Origin of the sequence: Rhodococcus sp. 05-2254-2, assembly GCF_002259095.1 — a bacterium.
GTDB lineage: Bacteria > Actinomycetota > Actinomycetes > Mycobacteriales > Mycobacteriaceae > Rhodococcoides.
Map to the genome: position 1 here is coordinate 766,302 of NZ_NOZJ01000008.1, position 18,320 is coordinate 784,621.

The 18,320-nt window shown below is 65.8% G+C and carries 19 protein-coding genes; 9 read left to right on the top strand and 10 right to left on the bottom strand.

The genetic code is table 11. The features are described 5' to 3' along the window. The first annotated feature begins 14 nt into the window (after nt 1–14). The gene (locus tag CH283_RS13830) at nt 15–656 is read left to right on the top strand and encodes a LysE family translocator (protein WP_094638303.1); all 642 of its coding nucleotides are present in this window, start codon (nt 15–17) and stop codon (nt 654–656) included. Here CH283_RS13830 and atzF read toward each other — a convergent pair. The 5 genes from atzF to CH283_RS13855 are packed head-to-tail and all read right to left on the bottom strand — an operon-like array spanning nt 581 to nt 7,320. Then, entirely contained in the window at nt 581–2,341 is a 1,761-nt protein-coding gene (gene atzF / locus CH283_RS13835) for an allophanate hydrolase (protein ID WP_094638302.1), read from the bottom strand. The two genes, CH283_RS13830 and atzF, sit on opposite strands and share 76 nt — an antisense overlap. Then, entirely contained in the window at nt 2,331–4,343 is a 2,013-nt protein-coding gene (locus tag CH283_RS13840; RefSeq protein WP_094638301.1) for a 5-oxoprolinase/urea amidolyase family protein, read from the bottom strand. Before CH283_RS13840 ends, atzF begins: the two co-directional genes overlap by 11 nt. Then, complete coding sequence (locus CH283_RS13845; RefSeq protein ID WP_068049469.1) at nt 4,340–4,981, bottom strand: urea amidolyase associated protein UAAP2; 642 nt, start codon at nt 4,979–4,981, stop codon at nt 4,340–4,342. The genes CH283_RS13840 and CH283_RS13845 overlap by 4 nt, the downstream gene beginning before the upstream one ends. Continuing rightward, nucleotides 4,978–5,766, bottom strand: a complete 789-nt coding sequence (locus CH283_RS13850; protein WP_094638300.1) for an urea amidolyase associated protein UAAP1 — start codon at nt 5,764–5,766, stop codon at nt 4,978–4,980. Before CH283_RS13850 ends, CH283_RS13845 begins: the two co-directional genes overlap by 4 nt. Nucleotides 5,767–5,772: 6 nt before the next feature. Next, nucleotides 5,773–7,320, bottom strand: a complete 1,548-nt coding sequence (locus tag CH283_RS13855; protein ID WP_094638298.1) for an amino acid permease — start codon at nt 7,318–7,320, stop codon at nt 5,773–5,775. A 188-nt stretch (nt 7,321–7,508) separates the two neighbouring features. Here CH283_RS13855 and CH283_RS13860 point away from each other — a divergent pair, with 188 nt between their 5' ends. Genes CH283_RS13860 through CH283_RS13875 form a run of 4 tightly spaced genes read left to right on the top strand, consistent with a single transcriptional unit; the run spans nt 7,509 to nt 10,140 of the window. Further along, nucleotides 7,509–8,210 (top strand): TetR/AcrR family transcriptional regulator, encoded by a 702-nt coding sequence (locus tag CH283_RS13860; protein ID WP_094638297.1) that lies wholly within the window; start codon nt 7,509–7,511, stop codon nt 8,208–8,210. Continuing rightward, entirely contained in the window at nt 8,207–8,872 is a 666-nt protein-coding gene (locus CH283_RS13865) for an SDR family NAD(P)-dependent oxidoreductase (RefSeq protein WP_094638295.1), read from the top strand. Before CH283_RS13860 ends, CH283_RS13865 begins: the two co-directional genes overlap by 4 nt. Before the next feature lie 10 nt (nt 8,873–8,882). After that, on the top strand, nt 8,883–9,323 hold the full coding sequence (locus tag CH283_RS13870; protein ID WP_094638293.1) for a cupin domain-containing protein: 441 nt from the start codon (nt 8,883–8,885) through the stop codon (nt 9,321–9,323). Next, nucleotides 9,316–10,140: a spermidine synthase gene (locus CH283_RS13875; protein ID WP_094638291.1), complete on the top strand. Its 825-nt coding sequence runs from the start codon at nt 9,316–9,318 to the stop codon at nt 10,138–10,140. Before CH283_RS13870 ends, CH283_RS13875 begins: the two co-directional genes overlap by 8 nt. Here the strand turns inward: CH283_RS13875 and CH283_RS13880 are convergent. From CH283_RS13880 to uraD, 5 genes are read right to left on the bottom strand one after another with little or no spacing between them, the layout of a single operon-like run. Beyond that, complete coding sequence (locus CH283_RS13880; RefSeq protein WP_176460452.1) at nt 10,137–10,913, bottom strand: IclR family transcriptional regulator; 777 nt, start codon at nt 10,911–10,913, stop codon at nt 10,137–10,139. The two genes, CH283_RS13875 and CH283_RS13880, sit on opposite strands and share 4 nt — an antisense overlap. Nucleotides 10,914–10,944: 31 nt before the next feature. After that, nucleotides 10,945–12,345, bottom strand: coding sequence for a nucleobase:cation symporter-2 family protein (locus tag CH283_RS13885; RefSeq protein ID WP_094638287.1), 1,401 nt, complete (start codon nt 12,343–12,345; stop codon nt 10,945–10,947). A 12-nt stretch (nt 12,346–12,357) separates the two neighbouring features. Then, a complete protein-coding gene (gene pucL, locus CH283_RS13890) occupies nt 12,358–13,281 on the bottom strand; it encodes a factor-independent urate hydroxylase (protein WP_094638285.1) in 924 nt (307 codons plus the stop codon). Between the two features lie 5 nt (nt 13,282–13,286). Next, nucleotides 13,287–13,625 (bottom strand): hydroxyisourate hydrolase, encoded by a 339-nt coding sequence (gene uraH / locus CH283_RS13895; protein ID WP_068049484.1) that lies wholly within the window; start codon nt 13,623–13,625, stop codon nt 13,287–13,289. Further along, complete coding sequence (uraD, locus tag CH283_RS13900; RefSeq protein WP_255183206.1) at nt 13,618–14,103, bottom strand: 2-oxo-4-hydroxy-4-carboxy-5-ureidoimidazoline decarboxylase; 486 nt, start codon at nt 14,101–14,103, stop codon at nt 13,618–13,620. Before uraD ends, uraH begins: the two co-directional genes overlap by 8 nt. Nucleotides 14,104–14,380: 277 nt before the next feature. Between uraD and CH283_RS13905 the strand changes: the two genes are divergently transcribed. From CH283_RS13905 to gcl, 4 genes are read left to right on the top strand one after another with little or no spacing between them, the layout of a single operon-like run. Continuing rightward, nucleotides 14,381–14,776 (top strand): allophanate hydrolase-related protein, encoded by a 396-nt coding sequence (locus CH283_RS13905; RefSeq protein ID WP_032385160.1) that lies wholly within the window; start codon nt 14,381–14,383, stop codon nt 14,774–14,776. Nucleotides 14,777–14,788: 12 nt separating this feature from the next. Beyond that, complete coding sequence (locus CH283_RS13910) at nt 14,789–15,613, top strand: hydroxypyruvate isomerase family protein (protein WP_094638281.1); 825 nt, start codon at nt 14,789–14,791, stop codon at nt 15,611–15,613. 9 nt (nt 15,614–15,622) lie between these two features. Beyond that, nucleotides 15,623–16,519 (top strand): 2-hydroxy-3-oxopropionate reductase, encoded by an 897-nt coding sequence (locus CH283_RS13915; RefSeq protein ID WP_094638280.1) that lies wholly within the window; start codon nt 15,623–15,625, stop codon nt 16,517–16,519. Between the two features lies 1 nt (nt 16,520). After that, a complete protein-coding gene (gcl, locus tag CH283_RS13920) occupies nt 16,521–18,320 on the top strand; it encodes a glyoxylate carboligase (protein WP_068049491.1) in 1,800 nt (599 codons plus the stop codon).

An 18,320-nucleotide genomic window follows, 5' to 3' on the forward strand; every position in this document is an offset into this window, starting at 1 on the left:
GAAGTCTTGACCGCATGGTCTCGTATTCCGCAGTTCTCGGTGTGTTCGCAGTGGCTCTCGCGTTGGTGCTGACTCCGGGACCCAACATGATCTACCTTGTCTCGCGCAGCATTTCGCAGGGGCGACGAGCGGGAATGGTGTCGCTTTCCGGAGTCGCGATCGGCTTCCTGATCTATCTGACGGCCACCAATCTCGGCCTGGCCGCGGTGTTCACGGCCGTGCCCGCGCTGTACACGGCGGTCAAGCTCGCCGGCGCGGCCTACCTCGCCTGGTTGGCGGTGCAGGCCGTGCGGGGGACGGTGTCGGCATTCGAACCGACCGAGCTGCAACAGGATTCGAACCGCCGGCTGTTCACGATGGGCTTGGCGACCAACCTGCTGAACCCGAAGATCGCGATCATGTACATTTCGGTCATCCCGCAGTTCGTCGACCCTGCAGCGGGACACATTCTGCTGCATGGATTCACGCTCGGCGGGGTGCAGATCGCCGTGGCCGTAGCGGTCAACCTGGCGATCGTGGTGCTCGCCGGATCGATCGCGCAGTTCCTCGCCGTTCGCCCGACGTGGCTGCGGGTGCAGCGCTACGTCATGGGCACGGTGCTCGGGCTCCTCGCGGTGCGAGTGGCGACCGATGGGGGCAAACCGGTCCCGGCGTGAGCTCTGTACGCGCGCCAGCCGCCGAATTCGGTGATGTCGGTTCCCGACTCGGCGGCGTCGTGCGCACAGCAGAATCCGGTGACCCAGCGGCCGTCGGACAATTCGACCGGACCCAGACCCATCGGTGACGGGAGCCCGGCGAGGAAGGTTCCGAGCGCGGCAGCGGACATGCGATAGAGCTCTCCGGAGATGGGTGCGCCGTCGCCAGCCCGCCGTATCAGGCCGGGCTTGGGCGGGGTGGTGTGCAGATCCACCAGCCGGTAGTCCGCCGTGGTCGTCACCTCGCCGCTGAATCGCGCACCGCGATCGGTCAACTGGTGATGCACCGGAAAACCGCGCAGATGTGCGCCGACGGCCAGTACCTCGATGCCGTCGTCGATCAACGACGGTGACTCGATTCCGCTCAACTGTGCCGCCAGGTCGATTGCGATCTGATCCTCGAACGCAGGTACGACGACCATGACCCCGAACGGAGTGCCATCCGGCGTCGGGGCTCCGGGAACGGCCACCGCGGCCATGTCGAGCAGGTTGCAGAAGTTGGTGAACGTACCCAGCCGCCGGTTGATGCTCATCGGATCCGACTGCACCGCAGCAATAGTGGGATGCTCGGTGGTGGTGGGTAACAGCAGGCCGTCGAACTCGCTGAGGAGTGTGCGGGCTGCTGTCTTCGCTCGCGCAAGGGTGTCGAGATCGTCCACGTATCGATGCGCGGACGGCCCTGCGGCCGATCGAACGATCGCGGCCACCGTGGGATCGGCACCGGCAGGCGCGGTGTCGAGGAACTCTCCGACGGCCGAATAGCGCTGCGCCACAATCGCTCCGTCGTACAGCAGTGTTGCAGCGTCGAGCAGCGCCGAGATGTCGACCTCGGCGTGGGACATGCCCTTGTCGGCCAGGCCGGCGACCGTCTCCTCGAATGCCCGACGGTACGCCGGGCTGAGCGACGTCAGATCCTCACCTCGTGGGACGGCGACACGGGGCTGTGGGGATGCGGCCAGTCGGGCGTCGGCGGGCCAGGCCCGGCTGCGTGGATCGGTGGCGGTCGGGCCGGTCATGACTTTCATGGCCGCAGTGGCACTGTCGAGATCACGGGCGAGAACGGTGACGCAGTCGTAGTCGGCGCAGGCGGGAACGACACCGGTGTTCGGCACGATACCCAGTGAGGTCTTGATGCCCACGATGCCGTGGAAGGCTGCGGGTACTCGACCCGATCCTGCTGTGTCGGTTCCGATTCCGATGTCCGCGATGCCCAGTGCCACCGCGACGGCGGACCCGGAACTCGAGCCTCCCGAGACCAGCGTGGGATCCCAGGCACACCGCACCGCGCCGTAGGGGCTGCGAGTGCCGACCAAACCGGTGGCGAACTGGTCGAGGTTGGTCTTGCCCAGTATCAGTGCGCCCTGGCTGGTCAGTCGTTCGATGGCGACGGCGGATACCTCGGGGGTGTAGGCGAACTCGGGGCAGGCCGCGGTGGTGGGCAGCCCGGCCACGTCGATGTTGTCCTTGACCGCGACCAGTGAGCCCGCGAGCGGTAGATCGGCACCGGCCGCGAGTGCCTCCTCGAGGGCGACTGCCTCGGCCAGCACGTCGTTCTCGTCACGCAGGGTGATCCAGACCTCGGGCCGATCCACCTCGGCGATCCGCTTGTAGGCCTGCAGAACTCGCTCTCGTACCTCAGGCTGCATCGGTCTTGCCCTTCGTCGTATCGAATTCGCCTGCTGCCGACCACGCGTCGCGCTCGGCACCGAAGGCAACGGCTTGCGTCGCGCGGAACTCGGCGATGGAGTCCGCGTTGGTCTCGAGGAAGTTCTCGTGCTCGGCCAGCGAGAATTCACCGTCGGTGATGTCCACTCCGCCGCCGCGGCCTGCTGCCAGATCTGCGCGCAGATCCATCAGTTCCTCGGGTTCGACCGAGTACCAGGAGATTCGGTCGAAGAACCGGAGCAACCACGGGGTGCCCTCCTCGAAGGGGCCGTCACTGTAGGCGGCGCTGTGGTTCCACACCTGCGTGGTTCGACCCACGAACTGGTATCCGCCGGGACCCTCCATGCCGTAAATGCATAGATATGCCCCACCGATGCCGACGGCGTTCTCCGGCGTCCAGGTTCGCGCCGGGTTGTACTTGGTTGTCACCAGGCGGTGTCGGGGGTCGAGTGGTGTCGCCACCGGAGCGCCCAGATACACGTCACCGAGTCCGAGCACCATGTAGTCGGCGGCGAAGACGGTGTCGAACACGTCTGCCACCGAGTCGAGTCCGTTCATGCGTCGGATGAACTCGATGTTCCAGGGGCACCATGGAGCGTCGGCGCGCACACCGTGCATGTACCGCTGGATCGCCTCGCGGGTCGAGGGGTCGTCCCACGAGAGCGGGAGCCGAACCCGGCGGCTGGGCACCACGAGCTCCGAGGCCGCGGGAAGATCGTCCTCGACCTCGGACAGCAGACCCATCAACGAATCGATCGACAGCACATCGGGATTCACCTTCACCTGCAACGAGCGGATGCCCGGGGTCAGGTCCACCAACCCGCGCGGGGCGAGTGCCTCGACGCGCTGGTGCAGGGCGTGGACTCGCGCACGCAGGGCCAGGTCGAGTTTCATGTCGCCGTACTCGACGAGGACGTTGTCGTCTCCCGAGCGCCGGTAGGTGACGCACGTGTCGGCGTCGCGTCGAGCAAGAACGCCGTCGTCCCCGTCGCCGCCTGCGGAGAACACTGCAGGCAGAGATGCGCGCCGGGAAAGACCGAGTGATCCCAGTGGGGCGGTGGCCGCGGCTCGCACCGGAACGAAGCGGATGGTGTCCCCGGGGCGGAGCTGGCCGAGCTTCCACCGCTCGGCGGCGACAACGGTGACGGGGCAGACGAATCCGCCCAGACTCGGGCCGTCCGGTCCTAGCAGAATCGGGGTGTCGCCGGTGAAGTCCAGTGCGCCGACGCTGTAGGCGTTGTCGTGAATGTTGGACGGGTGCAGTCCGGCTTCGCCGCCGTCGGTCCTGGCCCACTGCGGCTTCGGCCCGATGAGCCGGACCCCGGTGCGATCGGAGTTGAAGTGCACCTCGTAGCGGGTGGCGTAGAGGGTGTCGATGTCCTCGCGGGTGAAGAACTCCGGCGCGCCGTGGGGGCCCTCGGTGACGGCGATGTCCCAGCTCGATGTCAGCACCGGCAGGTGTTCCATCGGTATCGGACCGAGGATCTGGGAGTTGTCCGAGCGTCCGGCCAGGCCGATGACGTCGCCCTCACCGAGGGTGCCGCCACGATGTCCGCCGAACTTACCGAGAGTGAACGTTGCTGCGCTGCCGAGATAGTCGTCGACGTCGAGGCTGCCCTGGATCAGAACGTAGACCCGTAGCCCGTGCCCGGTGGTGGTGCCGACATCGAGGGTGGCGCCGGCGGGAACCAGCACCGGCTTCCACTGCGCGGCCGATCGGCCGTCGATGCGCACCGGTACCGCTGCGCCGGTGACGCAGACGTAGGTGTCGGCGTCGAACGTCAATGCCGGCCCGGCCATGGTGGATTCGAGGCCCGGGGCACCCTCGGGGTTGCCGAGCGCGACGTTGCCGAGCCGGAACGACAGGTCGTCCATCGGCCCCGACGGCGGTACGCCCACCTTCCAGTACCCGATGCGACCCGGCCAGTCCTGCACGGTGGTGATCATGCCGGGTCGCTGGACGGTCATCTTGGTCGCGTTCATGCTCGACCGCCCGGCTCTCGCGTCACGATCATCCGCACCGCGGTGGGGTCGAATCCGTTGCAGGGGTTGTTGATCTGCGGGCAGTTGGACACCAGGACCAGCGTGTCGATCTCGGCACGCAAGGAAAGCTTCTTTCCGGGAGCCGACAGACCGTCGACGATGCCGAGCGTGCCGTCGGCGTCGACGGGGACGTTCATGAAGAAGTTGATGTTGGGCACCAGGTCCCGTTTGCCGAGTCCCCACTTGGATCCCTCGATGAGGAAGTTCTCGACGCACGCGTGCTGATGCTGGGTGTGGTGGCCGTAGCGCAGGGTGTTCGATTCCTTGGAGCACGCACCGCCGACGGTGTCGTGGTTGCCGACCTCGTCGTCGACGATCGTCATGATCGGAGTCGAATCATCGCTGCGCAGAACGGTTCCGGTGGTCAGGAACAAGTTCTGCTGTGCGGTGACGGTGGCGGGGGCGGAGTAACGGATCGAGTGATCGTGCGCGCCGTACATCAGGGTGTCGACGGCTTGATTGCCGTACAGATCGACGATCGTCAGTACGTCACCGGCTTCGACGACGGCGGACCACGGGCCGAATGCGGGGGCGATCTCGTCACGAACGATCGTGGTCTCGAGTGTTCCTGTGGTCATTGTGCTGCCTTCCATGCGTCCTCGGTGTTCTGCACTGCGCGCTGGTACTCGGGTTCGGTGTTGCCGAGAGCGAGCAGCTCTTCGGGTGCTCGCCACGCCAGCACGTCGAGGGCCGTTGTGGGGTACTCGGACCTCGGGTCGAGCGGGTGAGCGGTGTTGGCCAGCAACACGATCACCGGCAGATGGATCAGCAGATCCACCGACTTCCCCGCGCCCGCCGAGCCGGTGCCGACCAGAGCCCCGTCGGCGTCGACTCTCACGCCGTGAAAGAAGGACAGGGACGGTGCGACGTCGCGTGGTTCCAGTCCGTGCTTTGCTGCGGCCAGAGTGAACAGTTCGCGGCCTGCGGGAGCCGACGAATGTGGTCCGCTGACTCCGTATTTCGCGGTGTTGGTAGCAGCGGAGGTGGTGCCGCACAGGGCGTCGTGGTGGCCGGAGGTGTCGTCGACGATGGTCGCCAGAACGCGCCCCTGATCCGAGAGCAGAGGATGGCCGGCACTCAGATACGCCTGCCACGGCACCTTGACGGTGTCGGCGGTGTTGAGTCGCTCCCATGGGGCGTCGGCGCGGTAGAGCAGCAGGTTGGCGCAGGCATCACCGTCGACGTCGACGAGGCGTAGCCGGGTTCCGCGAGCGAGGACCTTGGTGGTGTAGCTGCCGCCGGGGACCGATTCTGCCCAGGTGAGCTCCGAGATGCCCTCCGGTGCAGTGGGTGCCGGTGCGACCGTCGCCTGGGAGCGTGCGTGTTCCTTGGCGGAGTGGGTGGTTGCAGTTGCCGTGGTCATGCTGGTTCAGGCTCCGATCGTGACGGGCTTGGGGTGGGCTTTGCCGCGGGGTAGGCAGGCGATACCTACGACGATCACGGCCAGGACGGTCAGGGGTGCGGCCCAGCGCAGCAGTGGGAATTCGCCGGTGGGGTCGAAGATCTCGGCTCGCGGCCACGACAGGTTGACCACCATCAGGCCGCCGTAGAGAACGGCGGCGATGTTGACCGGCAGGCCGAGACGGCCGAGGGTGAAGAGCTTCTGGCCGTCGGAGTCGTGCTGCACGCCGCCGTGCGGCCAGCCCTTGAGTCGCTGGATCAGCAGCGGGACGGTGACCATCATGTACGCGAGGTAGATCAGCACGATGCAGACGCTGGAGAGCGTGGTGAAGATCGCGGAGTTGCCGACGTTGACGGCCAGGATCGCCACGCAGGCCAGACCGATAAGGACCGAGGGTGCGATGGGGGTTCCGCTGCGCGAGTTGACCTTCGCGAGAGCCGTCGAGGCGGGCAGTCGTCCGTCGCGGGCCATGGAGAACATCAGCCGCGATGCCGCGGTCTGGATGGCGAGGGTGCAGATGAACACCGCGATGGCGACGTCGACCAGCAGGACCTTGCCCCACGGCGAGGTGAGGATCGAGTCGATGACGTACGGAAGCCCCTGCGTCGCGAGCTGGCCGTCGGTGAGGCTCGGTGCGGCCATCAGTGCGCCGACGATCATCAGGCCACCGCCCAGTGCCGATGCCGACAGTGCGAGCCGGATGGTGCGCGGCGCGACGCGTCGGGGATTGCGGGTTTCCTCGGCGAGTTCGCCTGCCGAGCCGAAGCCGACCATGACGTAGGCCGCCATCAGGCCCGAGACGATCCAGGCACCGATGTATCCGGGATCGGCTCCGGCACTTCCGGTATCGAAGACCACCTGTGGTCCGCGCTCGGCGTGGGTGAAGAACACCAGCACCAGCGCGATGACGCCGACGATCTCACAGGTGACGCCGATGCTGTTGATGCGCGACATCCAGTTCACGCCGATGCAGTTGATCGTGGTGGTGAGCACCAGCAGAATCGAGCCCAGCACAACGGCATTCGCGGCTCCGCTCGGCGAGGTGAGCGCGGTGTCCTCGCCGATCAGCTGGAACCCGCCCCAGATGCTGGGGAGGACGACCTGCAGTGCGATCGCGGCTGCGGAGGCGGTGACGATCTGCGCGATGATCATGAACCACCCGGCGAACCACCCGACCAGCTCACCGCCCATACGCCTGGACCAGTGGTAGATCGCGCCCGAGATGGGATAGCGGGCAGCGAGTTCGGCGAAGTTCAGGGCCACCATGAACTGCCCGAGAAACACGAGCGGCCAGGTGAGGAAGAAGGCCGGGCCACCGAAGCTGAAGCCGAGTCCGAAGAGCTGGAAGATGGTGGTGAGAATCGAGACGAACGAGAAGCCGGCGGCGAAGGACGCGTACTTGCCGAGGCTGCGGTGCAGCTGCTGGTCGTAGCCGAGGGAAGCCAGATCGGAATGGTCGGTGGTGGGCGAGGGTTCCGAACCCGAGCCCGGGGCCGGCAGTGTTGTCGAGCTCATGGAAGTCTCCTACGGGCGAGGTGGGTGGTGAGTGACCGCCCGCTGCATCGCCGAGGCGGGTTTCTGTCAGTTGATAGTTTTCGGCACTGCCGTTCCCTGGCGGTGTCCGTCGTGAAACAACCTCGTTTCGTCTATTTCGATCAGATGACAGAAATCTCACCGTCACGGAGACCTGACAAGATGCAGTCATGACCGGAGCAGGCAGGCCAAGGCTGAGCACGAAGAAGCGGCCGGGCGACACCGCTCGCGAGGAAATTCTCGACGCCTCGGCCGAGCTCTTCACCACTCGCGGATTCACCAACACCTCCACCCGCGTCATAGCCGACGCCGTCGGTTTGCGTCAGGCCTCGCTCTATCACCACTTCGCCACCAAGGACGACATACTCGACGCGCTGCTCAGCGGCACGGTCGATGCGCCGCTGGCCGTCGCGCTGCGCATCCGGGACTCCTCGGCCGACGCGGCGACCCAGATGTACGCACTGGCCTACTTCGACGCCGGACAGCTCGGCGCGTCCACCTGGAATCTCGGCGCGCTCTATCTACTGCCCGAACTGCGCAGCGAGCGCTTCGAGACCTTCCGCGACCATCGGTACACGCTGATGAGTCTGTATGCGGCCATTGCGTCGGACACGTTGGTCCAGCTCGATTCCGAGCGCAGGCCGGGTACCGAGGACCTGCCGTTTCGGCTGGTGGAGACCGTGGTGAACGCGCGGGCCGATCGGGAGAACGGCCGCCAGGACGCGACGGCGGACGCGGCCGGAATCGCCGAGGCCGCTCTGCGAGTACTCGGCTGGACCGGGGATGTCACCGCGTTGCATCGGACTGCGGAGGCCCTGCTCGGGACGGTCGTCGGAATAGTCTTCGAGTCTCGGTCCTTGCATTCGACATGACATCGATAGCAATAGTCGGAGCAGGTGCAGGTCTCGGAGCAGCAGTCGCGCGCAAGTTCGGCGCGCAGGGCTTCTCGGTCGGCCTCATCTCCCGCAATCAGGCCCGTGTCGACGCTCTCGCCGATCAGCTCGCTGCCGACGGTATCTCCGCCAAGGGCTTCGTCGCCGATGTGCGCGACCCGGCCTCGATCGCGTCGGCGTTGGAGCAGGTCACCGAAACACTCGGACCCATCGAGGTACTGCAGTACAGCCCGCTTCCGCAGAAGGACTTCATGCGACCCGTGCTCGAGACCACCCCGGCCGACATGGTCGGGCCGGTCGAGTTCTCCATCTACGGACCGATCGCCGCCGTCCACCAGGTGTTGCCGGGCATGCGGTTCCTCGGCGAGAACAAGGGCACGATTCTGTTCGTCAACGGCGGCTCCGCGGTCAAGCCCGGGCGTACGGTCACCGGTACGTCCATCGCGTTCGCAGGCCAGGCCGCCTACGCGCAGCTGCTCAACGAGGAGTCGGCCGCCGAGGGAATCCAGGTGTCGCAGTTGATCATCGGTGGCGCCATCGACGGTAGCGATCCGAGGAAGAGCCCCGAGGCGCTCGCCGAGCAGCTGTGGAGCCTGCACACCGAACGCGACAAATTCCGGGTTCAGGTCGCCACGGATTAGGGTTGCGTCCATGACGTCGCTGCCCGACTGGGCCCTGAGCCTCGACCTCGCACCCCACCCCGAGGGTGGTTGGTTCCGCGAGACTTGGCGCAGCGAGGTCACCATCCCGCAGGAGTTCCTGCCCGACGGTTACCCCGGCCCGCGCGCGGCGGGCACGGCAATCCTGTTCCTGCTCATGCCCGGTCAGCAGTCGGCGTGGCACACCGTCCGCGGCACCGAGATGTGGTTGTACCACCGGGGTAGTCCCGTGCAGCTGGAGCTCGGCGGTGCCGGGGCCGATCCGGGGGCGGTGACCTCGCTACTGGTCGGGCCCGATTCGCCGCAGCAGATCGTGCCGCCGTCGGTGTGGCAGCGGGCGCGTCCGATGGGTAACGAACCGAGTCTGGTCAGCTGCACCGTCACCCCCGGTTTCGATTTCGAGGACTTCCGGCTCGAAGGCCAACGTGGGTAGGAAACGGGCGTCGGCACCGGTCGGCTCCCTCCAGCCCGGAGTGTTCGAAATCGATTCGGGCACCTGTGAATTGGTTCGTGACGCGTTCTCCGACGACGGGTGGGTCGTCAACGTCAACGACGTCCCTAGTTCGCACATCGACATGAACGACCCCACCGTGCTCGAGTTCGAGTACATGCGCTGGATCTCGGGCCTCGTTCGTGCGCAATGGGATTCGAGCTTTCCGCTGCGGGCGCTGCACCTCGGGGGCGGGGCGTGCACCCTGGCGCGCTCGTTCACCGCGGAATATCCCGGGGCGCGTCAGGTGGTGGTGGAGCTCGACGGCAAGCTCTCGGAATTGGTACGCGAATGGTTCGACCTACCGCGGGCACCGTTGCTGCGCATCCGCGTCGGCGAAGCTCGGGCGGTCACCGAGACGCTGAACGAGAACAGTCGCGACCTCATCGTGCGAGATGTGTTCGCGGGAGCGGTCACTCCTGCCCCGCTGCTCACGGCCGAGTTCACCGAGCATGTTCGACGCGTCCTCTCCCCCGGCGGCATGTACGTGGTCAATTGCGGTGATCGACGCGATCTCTCGCTGGCGAAGCAGGAGGCGTCGACTCTTCGCAGTGTCTTTCCGCACCTCGCGATCGTCGCCGATCCGGCGATGCTCAAAGGCAGGCGCTACGGCAACATCATCATTGCGGGCAGCGACGTTCCGATCGGGGATTCGCCCTCGCTGGCTCGGGAGCTACTCGGCGGGGCAGTTCCGGCGCACGTGTGGCTGACCGAGGAGGTCACAACTTTCGCACGTGATGCGAAGGTGTTGCGGGACTAGGGTGCTGGGGCATTCCCGGCGAGGTCTTTCGCCAGTCGCTCGGCGGCCGAGATCAGCAGGGGCACGAACTGCTCGGCCGACTCCAGCGTGACCCGGGCAGTGGGCCCGGCGATCGACATCGCCGTCAGCGTCGGGGCACCGAGTACCGGTACGGCGAAGCAGCGCACGCCCACTTCCTGCTCACCGTCGTCGATGGCATAGCCGCGTTCGCGGATCACTGCGAGGTCCTCGAGCAACGCGTCGAGCGTGGTGATGGTGTTGACGGTGCGGGGAGCCATGCCGAGCCTGCCGACGATCGCGCGGACGGCATCGTCGTCCAACTGCGAGAGCAGCGCCTTGCCGACGCCGGTGGAATGCGGCAACACACGCTGACCCACCTCGTTGAACATCCGCATCGCGTGTTCGGACGGGACCTGCGCGACGTACACCGCCATGTCGTCCTCGAGAAACGCCATGTTCGACGTCTCGTGCGTGATCCGGACCAGTTCCGCCAGATACGGCTTGGCCCATCCGCCGATCAACTTCGAAGCGCTGTCGCCCAGACGAATGAGCTTGGTGCCCAGTGCGTATCGGCGGGACGGCAGCCGGCGGACGTAGCCGAGCGAGACGAGGGTTCCGATCAGACGGTGCACCGTCGGCATCGGCAGATCGGTACCCTCGGCCAGTTCGCTGATCCCGATGGATCCGCCCGAGGCAGCCATGATGTCGAGCAACTCGAACGCACGCTCCACGGACTGCACCCCGCCACCTGCCGCCACAGTCCCACCTCGCATGCTCGTAGCTTCTACCGATCTCGATAGAACACTACTGGTGATGCCGTGTCGCCACCGGCGGTGCAGCGGTGACCACCGAGGGCGAGGGTTTCTGGCCGATCGTGACAACGTTGAACGCGATGTTCAGCACGACGGCGACGATGCTCGCGGCGCTGATGCCGGAGTCGAGCACCACGTGGACCCAGTCCGGGAATGCCGCGTAGAAGCCCGGCACGGCGATGGGGATGACGCCGAAGCCGATGGCCACCGCCACGATGACGAGGTTCAGGTTGCCGTCGAACTCCACTTTGGACAGTGTCCGGATGCCGCTGGCCGCCACCGAGCCGAACAGCACGATGCCCGCACCGCCGAGTACCGGCAGCGGCACCGAGGCGACCACCAGTCCGAGGACGGGGAAGAGCCCGAGGAACAGCAGTACCGAGCCGCCGGCCGCGACGACGTAGCGACTCTTGATTCCGGTGACCGCCACCAGACCGACGTTCTGGGCGAACGCACTGGCCGGGAAGGTGCCGAACACGGGAGCGATGGTGGTGGCGACCATGTCCGCGCGCAGTCCGTCGCCGACGCGTCGAGCATCGACATCGGTACCGACGATCTCGCCGACGGCCAGGATGTCCGCGGTGGTCTCGGTCATGATGACGAGAATGACCACCACCATCGACAAGATCGCCGCGATCTGGAAGGTCGGGGCTCCGAACGCGAACGGTTCGGGGAGGCTGAAGATGGCACCGTCGCCCACGCCGGAGAAATCGGCCTTGCCGACGAGAACGGCGAACACCGTGCCGACGATGATGCCGATCAGGATCGACAGGCGCGAGAGCGTGCCCTGCACCAGCCTGCTCACCAGCAACACCACCACGAGGCTGAAGGCCGCGAGCCCGATGTTGGACATCGAGCCCCAGTCGGCGGCCTGCTGATCACCGCCCATCGCCCACCGAACCGCAACGGGCAGTAGCGATATACCGATGACGGTGATGATCGTGCCGGTCACCACCGGTGGGAAGAATCGCACGATCTTGCTGAAGAACGGGGTGATGAGGATGCCGATGGCACCGGCCGCGATGATGGCACCGAACACCGAGTTCAAGCCACCCGGCCCGCTCGCGATGGCCACCATCGTCGACACCGAGGCGAACGAAATTCCCTGCACCAGCGGCAACTTCGCCCCGAAGTACGGCACTCCGAGGGTTTGCAGCAAGGTGGCCGCTCCACTGACGAACAACGCGGCCGAGACCAGCAGCGCGATCTCGGTTCCGGTCAATCCCGCTGCGCCGCCAACGATCAGGGGCGGTGCGATGACTCCGCCGTACATCGTCAGGATGTGCTGCAATCCATAGACGTACGACCTGCCGATCGACAATCGCTCGTCCTCGGGACGGGCGGGGTCATGCGGCGCACGGTTGTTGTTCGGCTTGCGCTTCGTCAGCTTCATGTCGGCTCGCTCCTAGCAGAATCCGGGCACGGTATCCCAGGCGCGGCCCGCGTCCGGGGCATCGTCGCGCTGCACCGTGGCCTCGATCAGGCCGTAGGGACGATCCGCGACGTAGAAGACCTCACCGGGGTTATCGAGTCCGAACGGCTCGAGATCGACGAGGAAGTGATGGATGTTGGGCATGGAGAACTTGATCTCACCGATCTCCGGGTGGGCTTCGAGAACCTGCTTACCCATCTGGAACAGGCTCTGCTGCAACGCAAGAGAGTGAGTGGACGCGAAGGCGTCGAGCATGATGGAACGGACGTCGTCGAAGGTCTTGTCGAAGTCCAGCTCGGTGGTGAGGTACCGCCAGCGGGCGCTGACCGACGTGGCCAGGATGCGGTCCGTGGTCTCCTTCAGTGTGGTGTACCGGTCCTTCGGGTAGCCCCAGAATTCCGACGCCGTCGAATTGAGCACCACGAGGTCGCTGATGCCCGAGACGATGGAGATGTCGTCTCCGTCGATCGTGACGATCGTGTTCCGCTTCTCGTCGCCGGCCTTGACGAACGAGTGGTCGTAGCCTTCCTGGCCGGGTCGTTCCGCAGGCTCCACTCCTGCACTTCCGTTCGGGATCCGCGACCAGGAGTACTGCTCGATTTCCCAGCGGCCACCGGTGATCCAGTCGAAGTTGCCGGTGAAGTGCTTTCCGAGCCGGAGCGCGAAGTTCTCGATCGCGCCGATGCCGTCCCGCGCGAAGGCGTACACGGTGTTCTTCTGGGTGTCGGTCGCGACGACGTGGGCGTTGTCACCCTCGGTGTGGACGGCCTCGAGGTCGCCGCGCAGCTGCGAGGTGACGCTGACGTCGGTGATGCGGTGGCGAGGAGTCTCGCGGTCGATGCGGACGAGTCTGCATTCGGCTTTGCCGTACTGGTTTGTTCCGAGCACGATGGTCATGGGTTCTAGCTCCCTCGATAGGTGGTGAAAGCGAACGGGCTCAACAGAAGTGGGATGTGGTAGTGCTGGTCTGGTGCAGTGATCTCGAAGGCGACGACGACCTCCGGGTGGAAGCATTCGGTGTGTTGGGACGCGAAGTACGCACCGGTTGCGAAGGTGAGGCGGTAGATGCCCGGTTCGAGTTCGGTGGGACCGAGCGACGAGACCCGGCCCTGCTCATCGGTGATTGCGTCGGCGACCGGGGTGCCGTGGTGATCGGCAAGCACGATCGAGACACCCTGTGCGGGAACGCCTCTTGCCGCATCGAGCACGTGAGCGGTCACCTGACTTTTCGCGTCAGGCATTGCCGAGACTTCCTGTCGCACGAAACTCGGCGATCTCCCGCAGCTCGTGTTCGACGACGGCGGCCTCGGTCTCGGGGTCGTTGCCGAGCCTGCTGTGCAGAGCATCGAGAACTGCGTGAGCATCCCGGCCGGCGGCCCTGATCAGAAACACCTGGCCGAACCGCCTCTCGTAGGCCACGTTTCCCGCTCTCAGGCGTTGTTCGACGCTGGCGTCGGAGATGTCGACGCCGGATTGCTCGGTACTCGCGTGCCGAGCGCTGGCATCGTCTCCGTCGGGTCTCTCGCCGATGCGCGGGTGCACGGCGAGTGCACGGTGCACTTCCTCGGCTGTCAGTGGTGCCGCAGCGCGATGGATGGCGTGGCGCAGGGCCTGCACGTCGGTGAACGGCCGGGCGCTCAGAACTTCCCGAACCCAGCGAGGCACGTCGAGGCACAGCGAGAGTGTGCGTGCCGCGTCGGCCTCGGAGGCCGTGTTCAAGTCGACGACTGTATCCGATTCCGCAATACGAAATGTTGATTCCACCAAGTGAGCGTGACACCGATCACATGCAGTGTCAAGGGTCGATCTCGAGGCATCCATGTCGATCCGTTCGGCGTTGCTGCACTGCGCTATTGGGCACTTCGGTCGCGCGGTCCGTGCACTCGGGTCTTGACAGATCCACGTGGCGCACGCCACACTCGGTTCATCAAACGGAATACATATTCCACAATACGGACTTTGAGTCCGACCCTTCGAGCCCGAGAGGAACGACTTCATGACGGAGCTCTTCTGCAACGGTGGTGCGATGCGTGGCGGCAGCCTGCACCACAACGTCTCGTCCCACCCGTTCGTGGGGACAGTGCGCACCACCCCGAACTACCGCTTCTTCTCGGTGCGTGACGAGTTCCCGGCACTGTTGCTCGACCACACTGCCGGCGCGGCCATCGAAGGCGAGCTGTACGACATTCCGCTCGACGACATCCGGACGGCGTTCCTGCCGGACGAACCGCCGGAGCTCGAGCTCACCGTGGTGGCGCTCGAGGATGGGCGCTCGGTCCTGGGCGTCGGCCTGCGGCCAGGGGTGCTCGATGCGCAACCGGACGAGCTGACCGACATCACCTACGCAGGCAGCTGGCGTAGATACCGCGGACTGCCGCAACCTCAGAACTGAAAGGCACTGTGCATGAATATCTTTGCTGATTCTCGACTCCGATACACCGTCAACTGTTCCATCCTCTTCACCGACGTGCCTCTGCTCGATCGACCGCAGCGCGCGCGAGATGCCGGATTCGACGCCGTCGAATTCTGGTGGCCGTTCGGGGGCCCGGTGCCCTCGGACGCCGATGTCACCGCATTCGTGTCCGCCATTCGCGATGCCGGGGTACAGCTGACCGGGCTGAACTTCGCGGCCGGCGACATGCCTGCAGGCGATCGTGGGATTCTGTCCGATCCAGCGCAGAAGCAGGCCTTCCGAGACAACATCGCCGCCACCGTCGGCATCGGCGAACAACTCGGCACCACAGCGTTCAACGCCCTCTACGGAAATCGCATCGACGGCGTCGATCCGCTCGACCAGGACGAGGTCGCGATCGAGAACTTGGCCGCCGCCGGGAAGGCCGCAGCCAGCATCGGCGCCGTCGTGCTGGTGGAACCCGTCAGCGGCGCGCCCGCCTACCCGATCAAGTCCGCTGCCGGTGCCGTCGCCACCATCCGCCGCGTCGCACGTGAGCAGAACGTACACAACCTGCGTCTGCTTGCCGACCTGTACCACCTCGCCGTCAACGGAGACGACGTGCCCGCGGCGCTCGATGCCCACCACGATCTGATCGGGCACGTGCAGATCGCCGACTCACCGGGCCGCGGAGAACCGGGCACCGGCTCACTCGACCTCGGCGGACAACTCGCCGGCCTCGCCGCACGGGGTTACGACGGTTACGTCGGACTCGAATACAAAGCCACCCAGCCGGACCCGTTCGCGTGGCTCGAACTGGCCACCACTACCAAGTAGGGATTTCTCATGAGCACCATTGCATTCATCGGCCTCGGAATCATGGGCAGTCCCATGTCCGTTCATCTCGCCAAGGCGGGCCATCAGGTGGTCGGCTACAACCTGACCCCAGATCGCACAGGTCCTTTGGTCGAGGCAGGCGGCACCGCAGCCGATTCCATCGCCAAGGCCGTTCACGACGCCGACGTCATCGCGATCATGGTCCCCGATTCTCCGGATGTGCAGGAGGTTCTCGCCGGTGAGGGCGGGGTGTTCGACAATGCTCGACGCGACGCGCTGATCATCGACTTCTCCAGCATCCGTCCCGACGTCACCGCCACGTTGGCTGCCGACGCAATCTCGCGCGGCTTCCGTATCCTCGATGCCCCGGTCTCCGGCGGGCAGGCCGGTGCCGAGAACGCGACGCTGTCGATCATGGTCGGTGGCAGCGCGGACGACTTCGCCGCGGCCAAGCCGATTCTCGACGTCGTGGGCAAGACCGTCGCGCACGTGGGTCCCAGTGGCTCCGGGCAGACGGTCAAGGCAGCCAACCAGCTGATCGTGGCCGGCAACATCCAGGTGCTGGCCGAGGCGATCGCGTTCCTCGAGGCCTACGGCGTCGATCTGGCAGCGTCGGTCGAGGTTCTCGGCGGCGGCCTCGCCGGTTCGGCCGTGCTCAACCAGAAGGCGCAGAAGATGCTGGACCGCTCGTTCGAGCCCGGCTTCCGTATCGACCTGCACCACAAGGATCTCGGCATCGTCACCTCCGCTGCACGTGAAGCGGGCGTCGTGATCCCCATGGGCGCCGTGCTGGCGCAGCTGATGGCCTCGGCCCGTGCCAACGGCGATGGCGGTCTCGACCATTCGGCGCTGTACCGCGGTGTCGCTCGGCTCTCGGGCTCCCCGATCTCGAGCAAGGACAACTGACATGGCCAAGATGCGCGCGGCCGATGCCGCAGTGAAGATCCTCGAACTCGAAGGTGCAACAACTGCATTCGGTCTGCCCGGTGCCGCGATCAATCCGTTCTACGCCGCAATGCGCAACCACGGGGGCATCCGCCACGTGCTGGCCCGCCACGTCGAAGGTGCCTCGCACATGGCCGAGGGATTCACGCGGGCTGCTCCGGGCAACATCGGCATCTGTATCGGAACCTCCGGCCCGGCCGGCACCGACATGATCACCGGGCTGTATTCGGCCATGGCCGACTCGATTCCGATCCTCGCCATCACCGGCCAGGCCCCCGTCGCGCGGCTGCACAAGGAAGACTTCCAGGCCGTCGACATCGCGTCGATCGCCGCACCGGTGACCAAGATGGCGATGACCGTGCTCGAACCGGCCCAGGTTCCCGGTGCGTTCGCGCAGGCGTTCCACCTGATGCGCTCCGGACGTCCCGGCCCGGTGCTGATCGATCTGCCCATCGACGTGCAGCTGGCCGAGATCGACTTCGATCCCGACACCTACCAGTCGCTGCCCGTGCACAAGCCCGTTGCCTCGCGCGCTCAGGCCGAGAAGGCCATCGACATGCTCCTGGCTGCCGAGCGCCCGTTGATCGTGGCCGGCGGCGGAATCATCAACGCCGACGCCTCCGACCTGCTCGTCCAGCTCGCCGAGATCCTCGACGTTCCGGTCATCCCGACCCTGATGGGCTGGGGCACCATACCCGACGATCACCGTCTCGCCGCTGGCATGGTCGGCTTGCAGACCGCGCACCGCTACGGCAACGCGACGATGTTGGCCTCGGACTTCGTTCTCGGCATCGGAAACCGTTGGGCCAATCGGCATACCGGCGGGCTGGAGACCTACCGCAAGGGACGCAAGTTCGTCCACGTCGACATCGAGCCGACCCAGATCGGACGTGTCTTCGCACCCGACTACGGCATCATCTCCGACGCCAAGGCGGCCCTCGAGCAGTTCGTCGCCGTCGCCGAGGAGCGCCGGGCGGCAGGCACGCTGCGTGATCTGTCGGGCTGGGTGGAGGACTGCGCGACGCGCAAGCGCACGATGCATCGGCGCACGCACTTCGACAACGTGCCGATCAAGCCGCAGCGCGTCTACGAGGAGATGAACAAGGTCTTCGACCGCGACACCCGCTACATCAGCACCATCGGACTTTCGCAGATCGCGGGCGGGCAGTTCCTGCACGTCTACTCTCCCCGCAACTGGATCAACTGCGGTCAGGCCGGCCCGCTGGGCTGGACCATTCCCGCGGCACTGGGAGCGGTGGCTGCCGATCCGTCGGCGAATGTCGTTGCACTGTCCGGTGATTACGATTTCCAATTCATGATCGAGGAGTTGGCCGTCGGTGCGCAGTTCAATCTGCCGTACGTGCATGTGGTGGTGAACAACTCGTACCTCGGGCTGATTCGGCAGGCGCAGCGCGCCTTCGACATGGATTTCTGTGTGCAGCTGGGATTCGACAACATCAACCATCAGGAGACCTTGGACGCTCAGCCCGGTATCCCCAAGGGCTACGGCGTCGACCATGTGCAGGTGGCAGAAGGGCTGGGCTGCAAAGCGCTTCGAGTCACCGAGCCCGACCTCATCGGCGAGACGTTGGTGCGGGCCAGGACGTTGGCGTCCGAGCACAAGGTTCCCGTCGTCGTGGAGATCATCCTCGAGCGGGTCACCAACATCTCGATGGGCACCGAAATCGACAACGTCGGCGAGTTCGAGGAGCTGGCCAATACGTCGGCCGACGCCCCCACTGCGCTGCTCCTGCTGGACTAG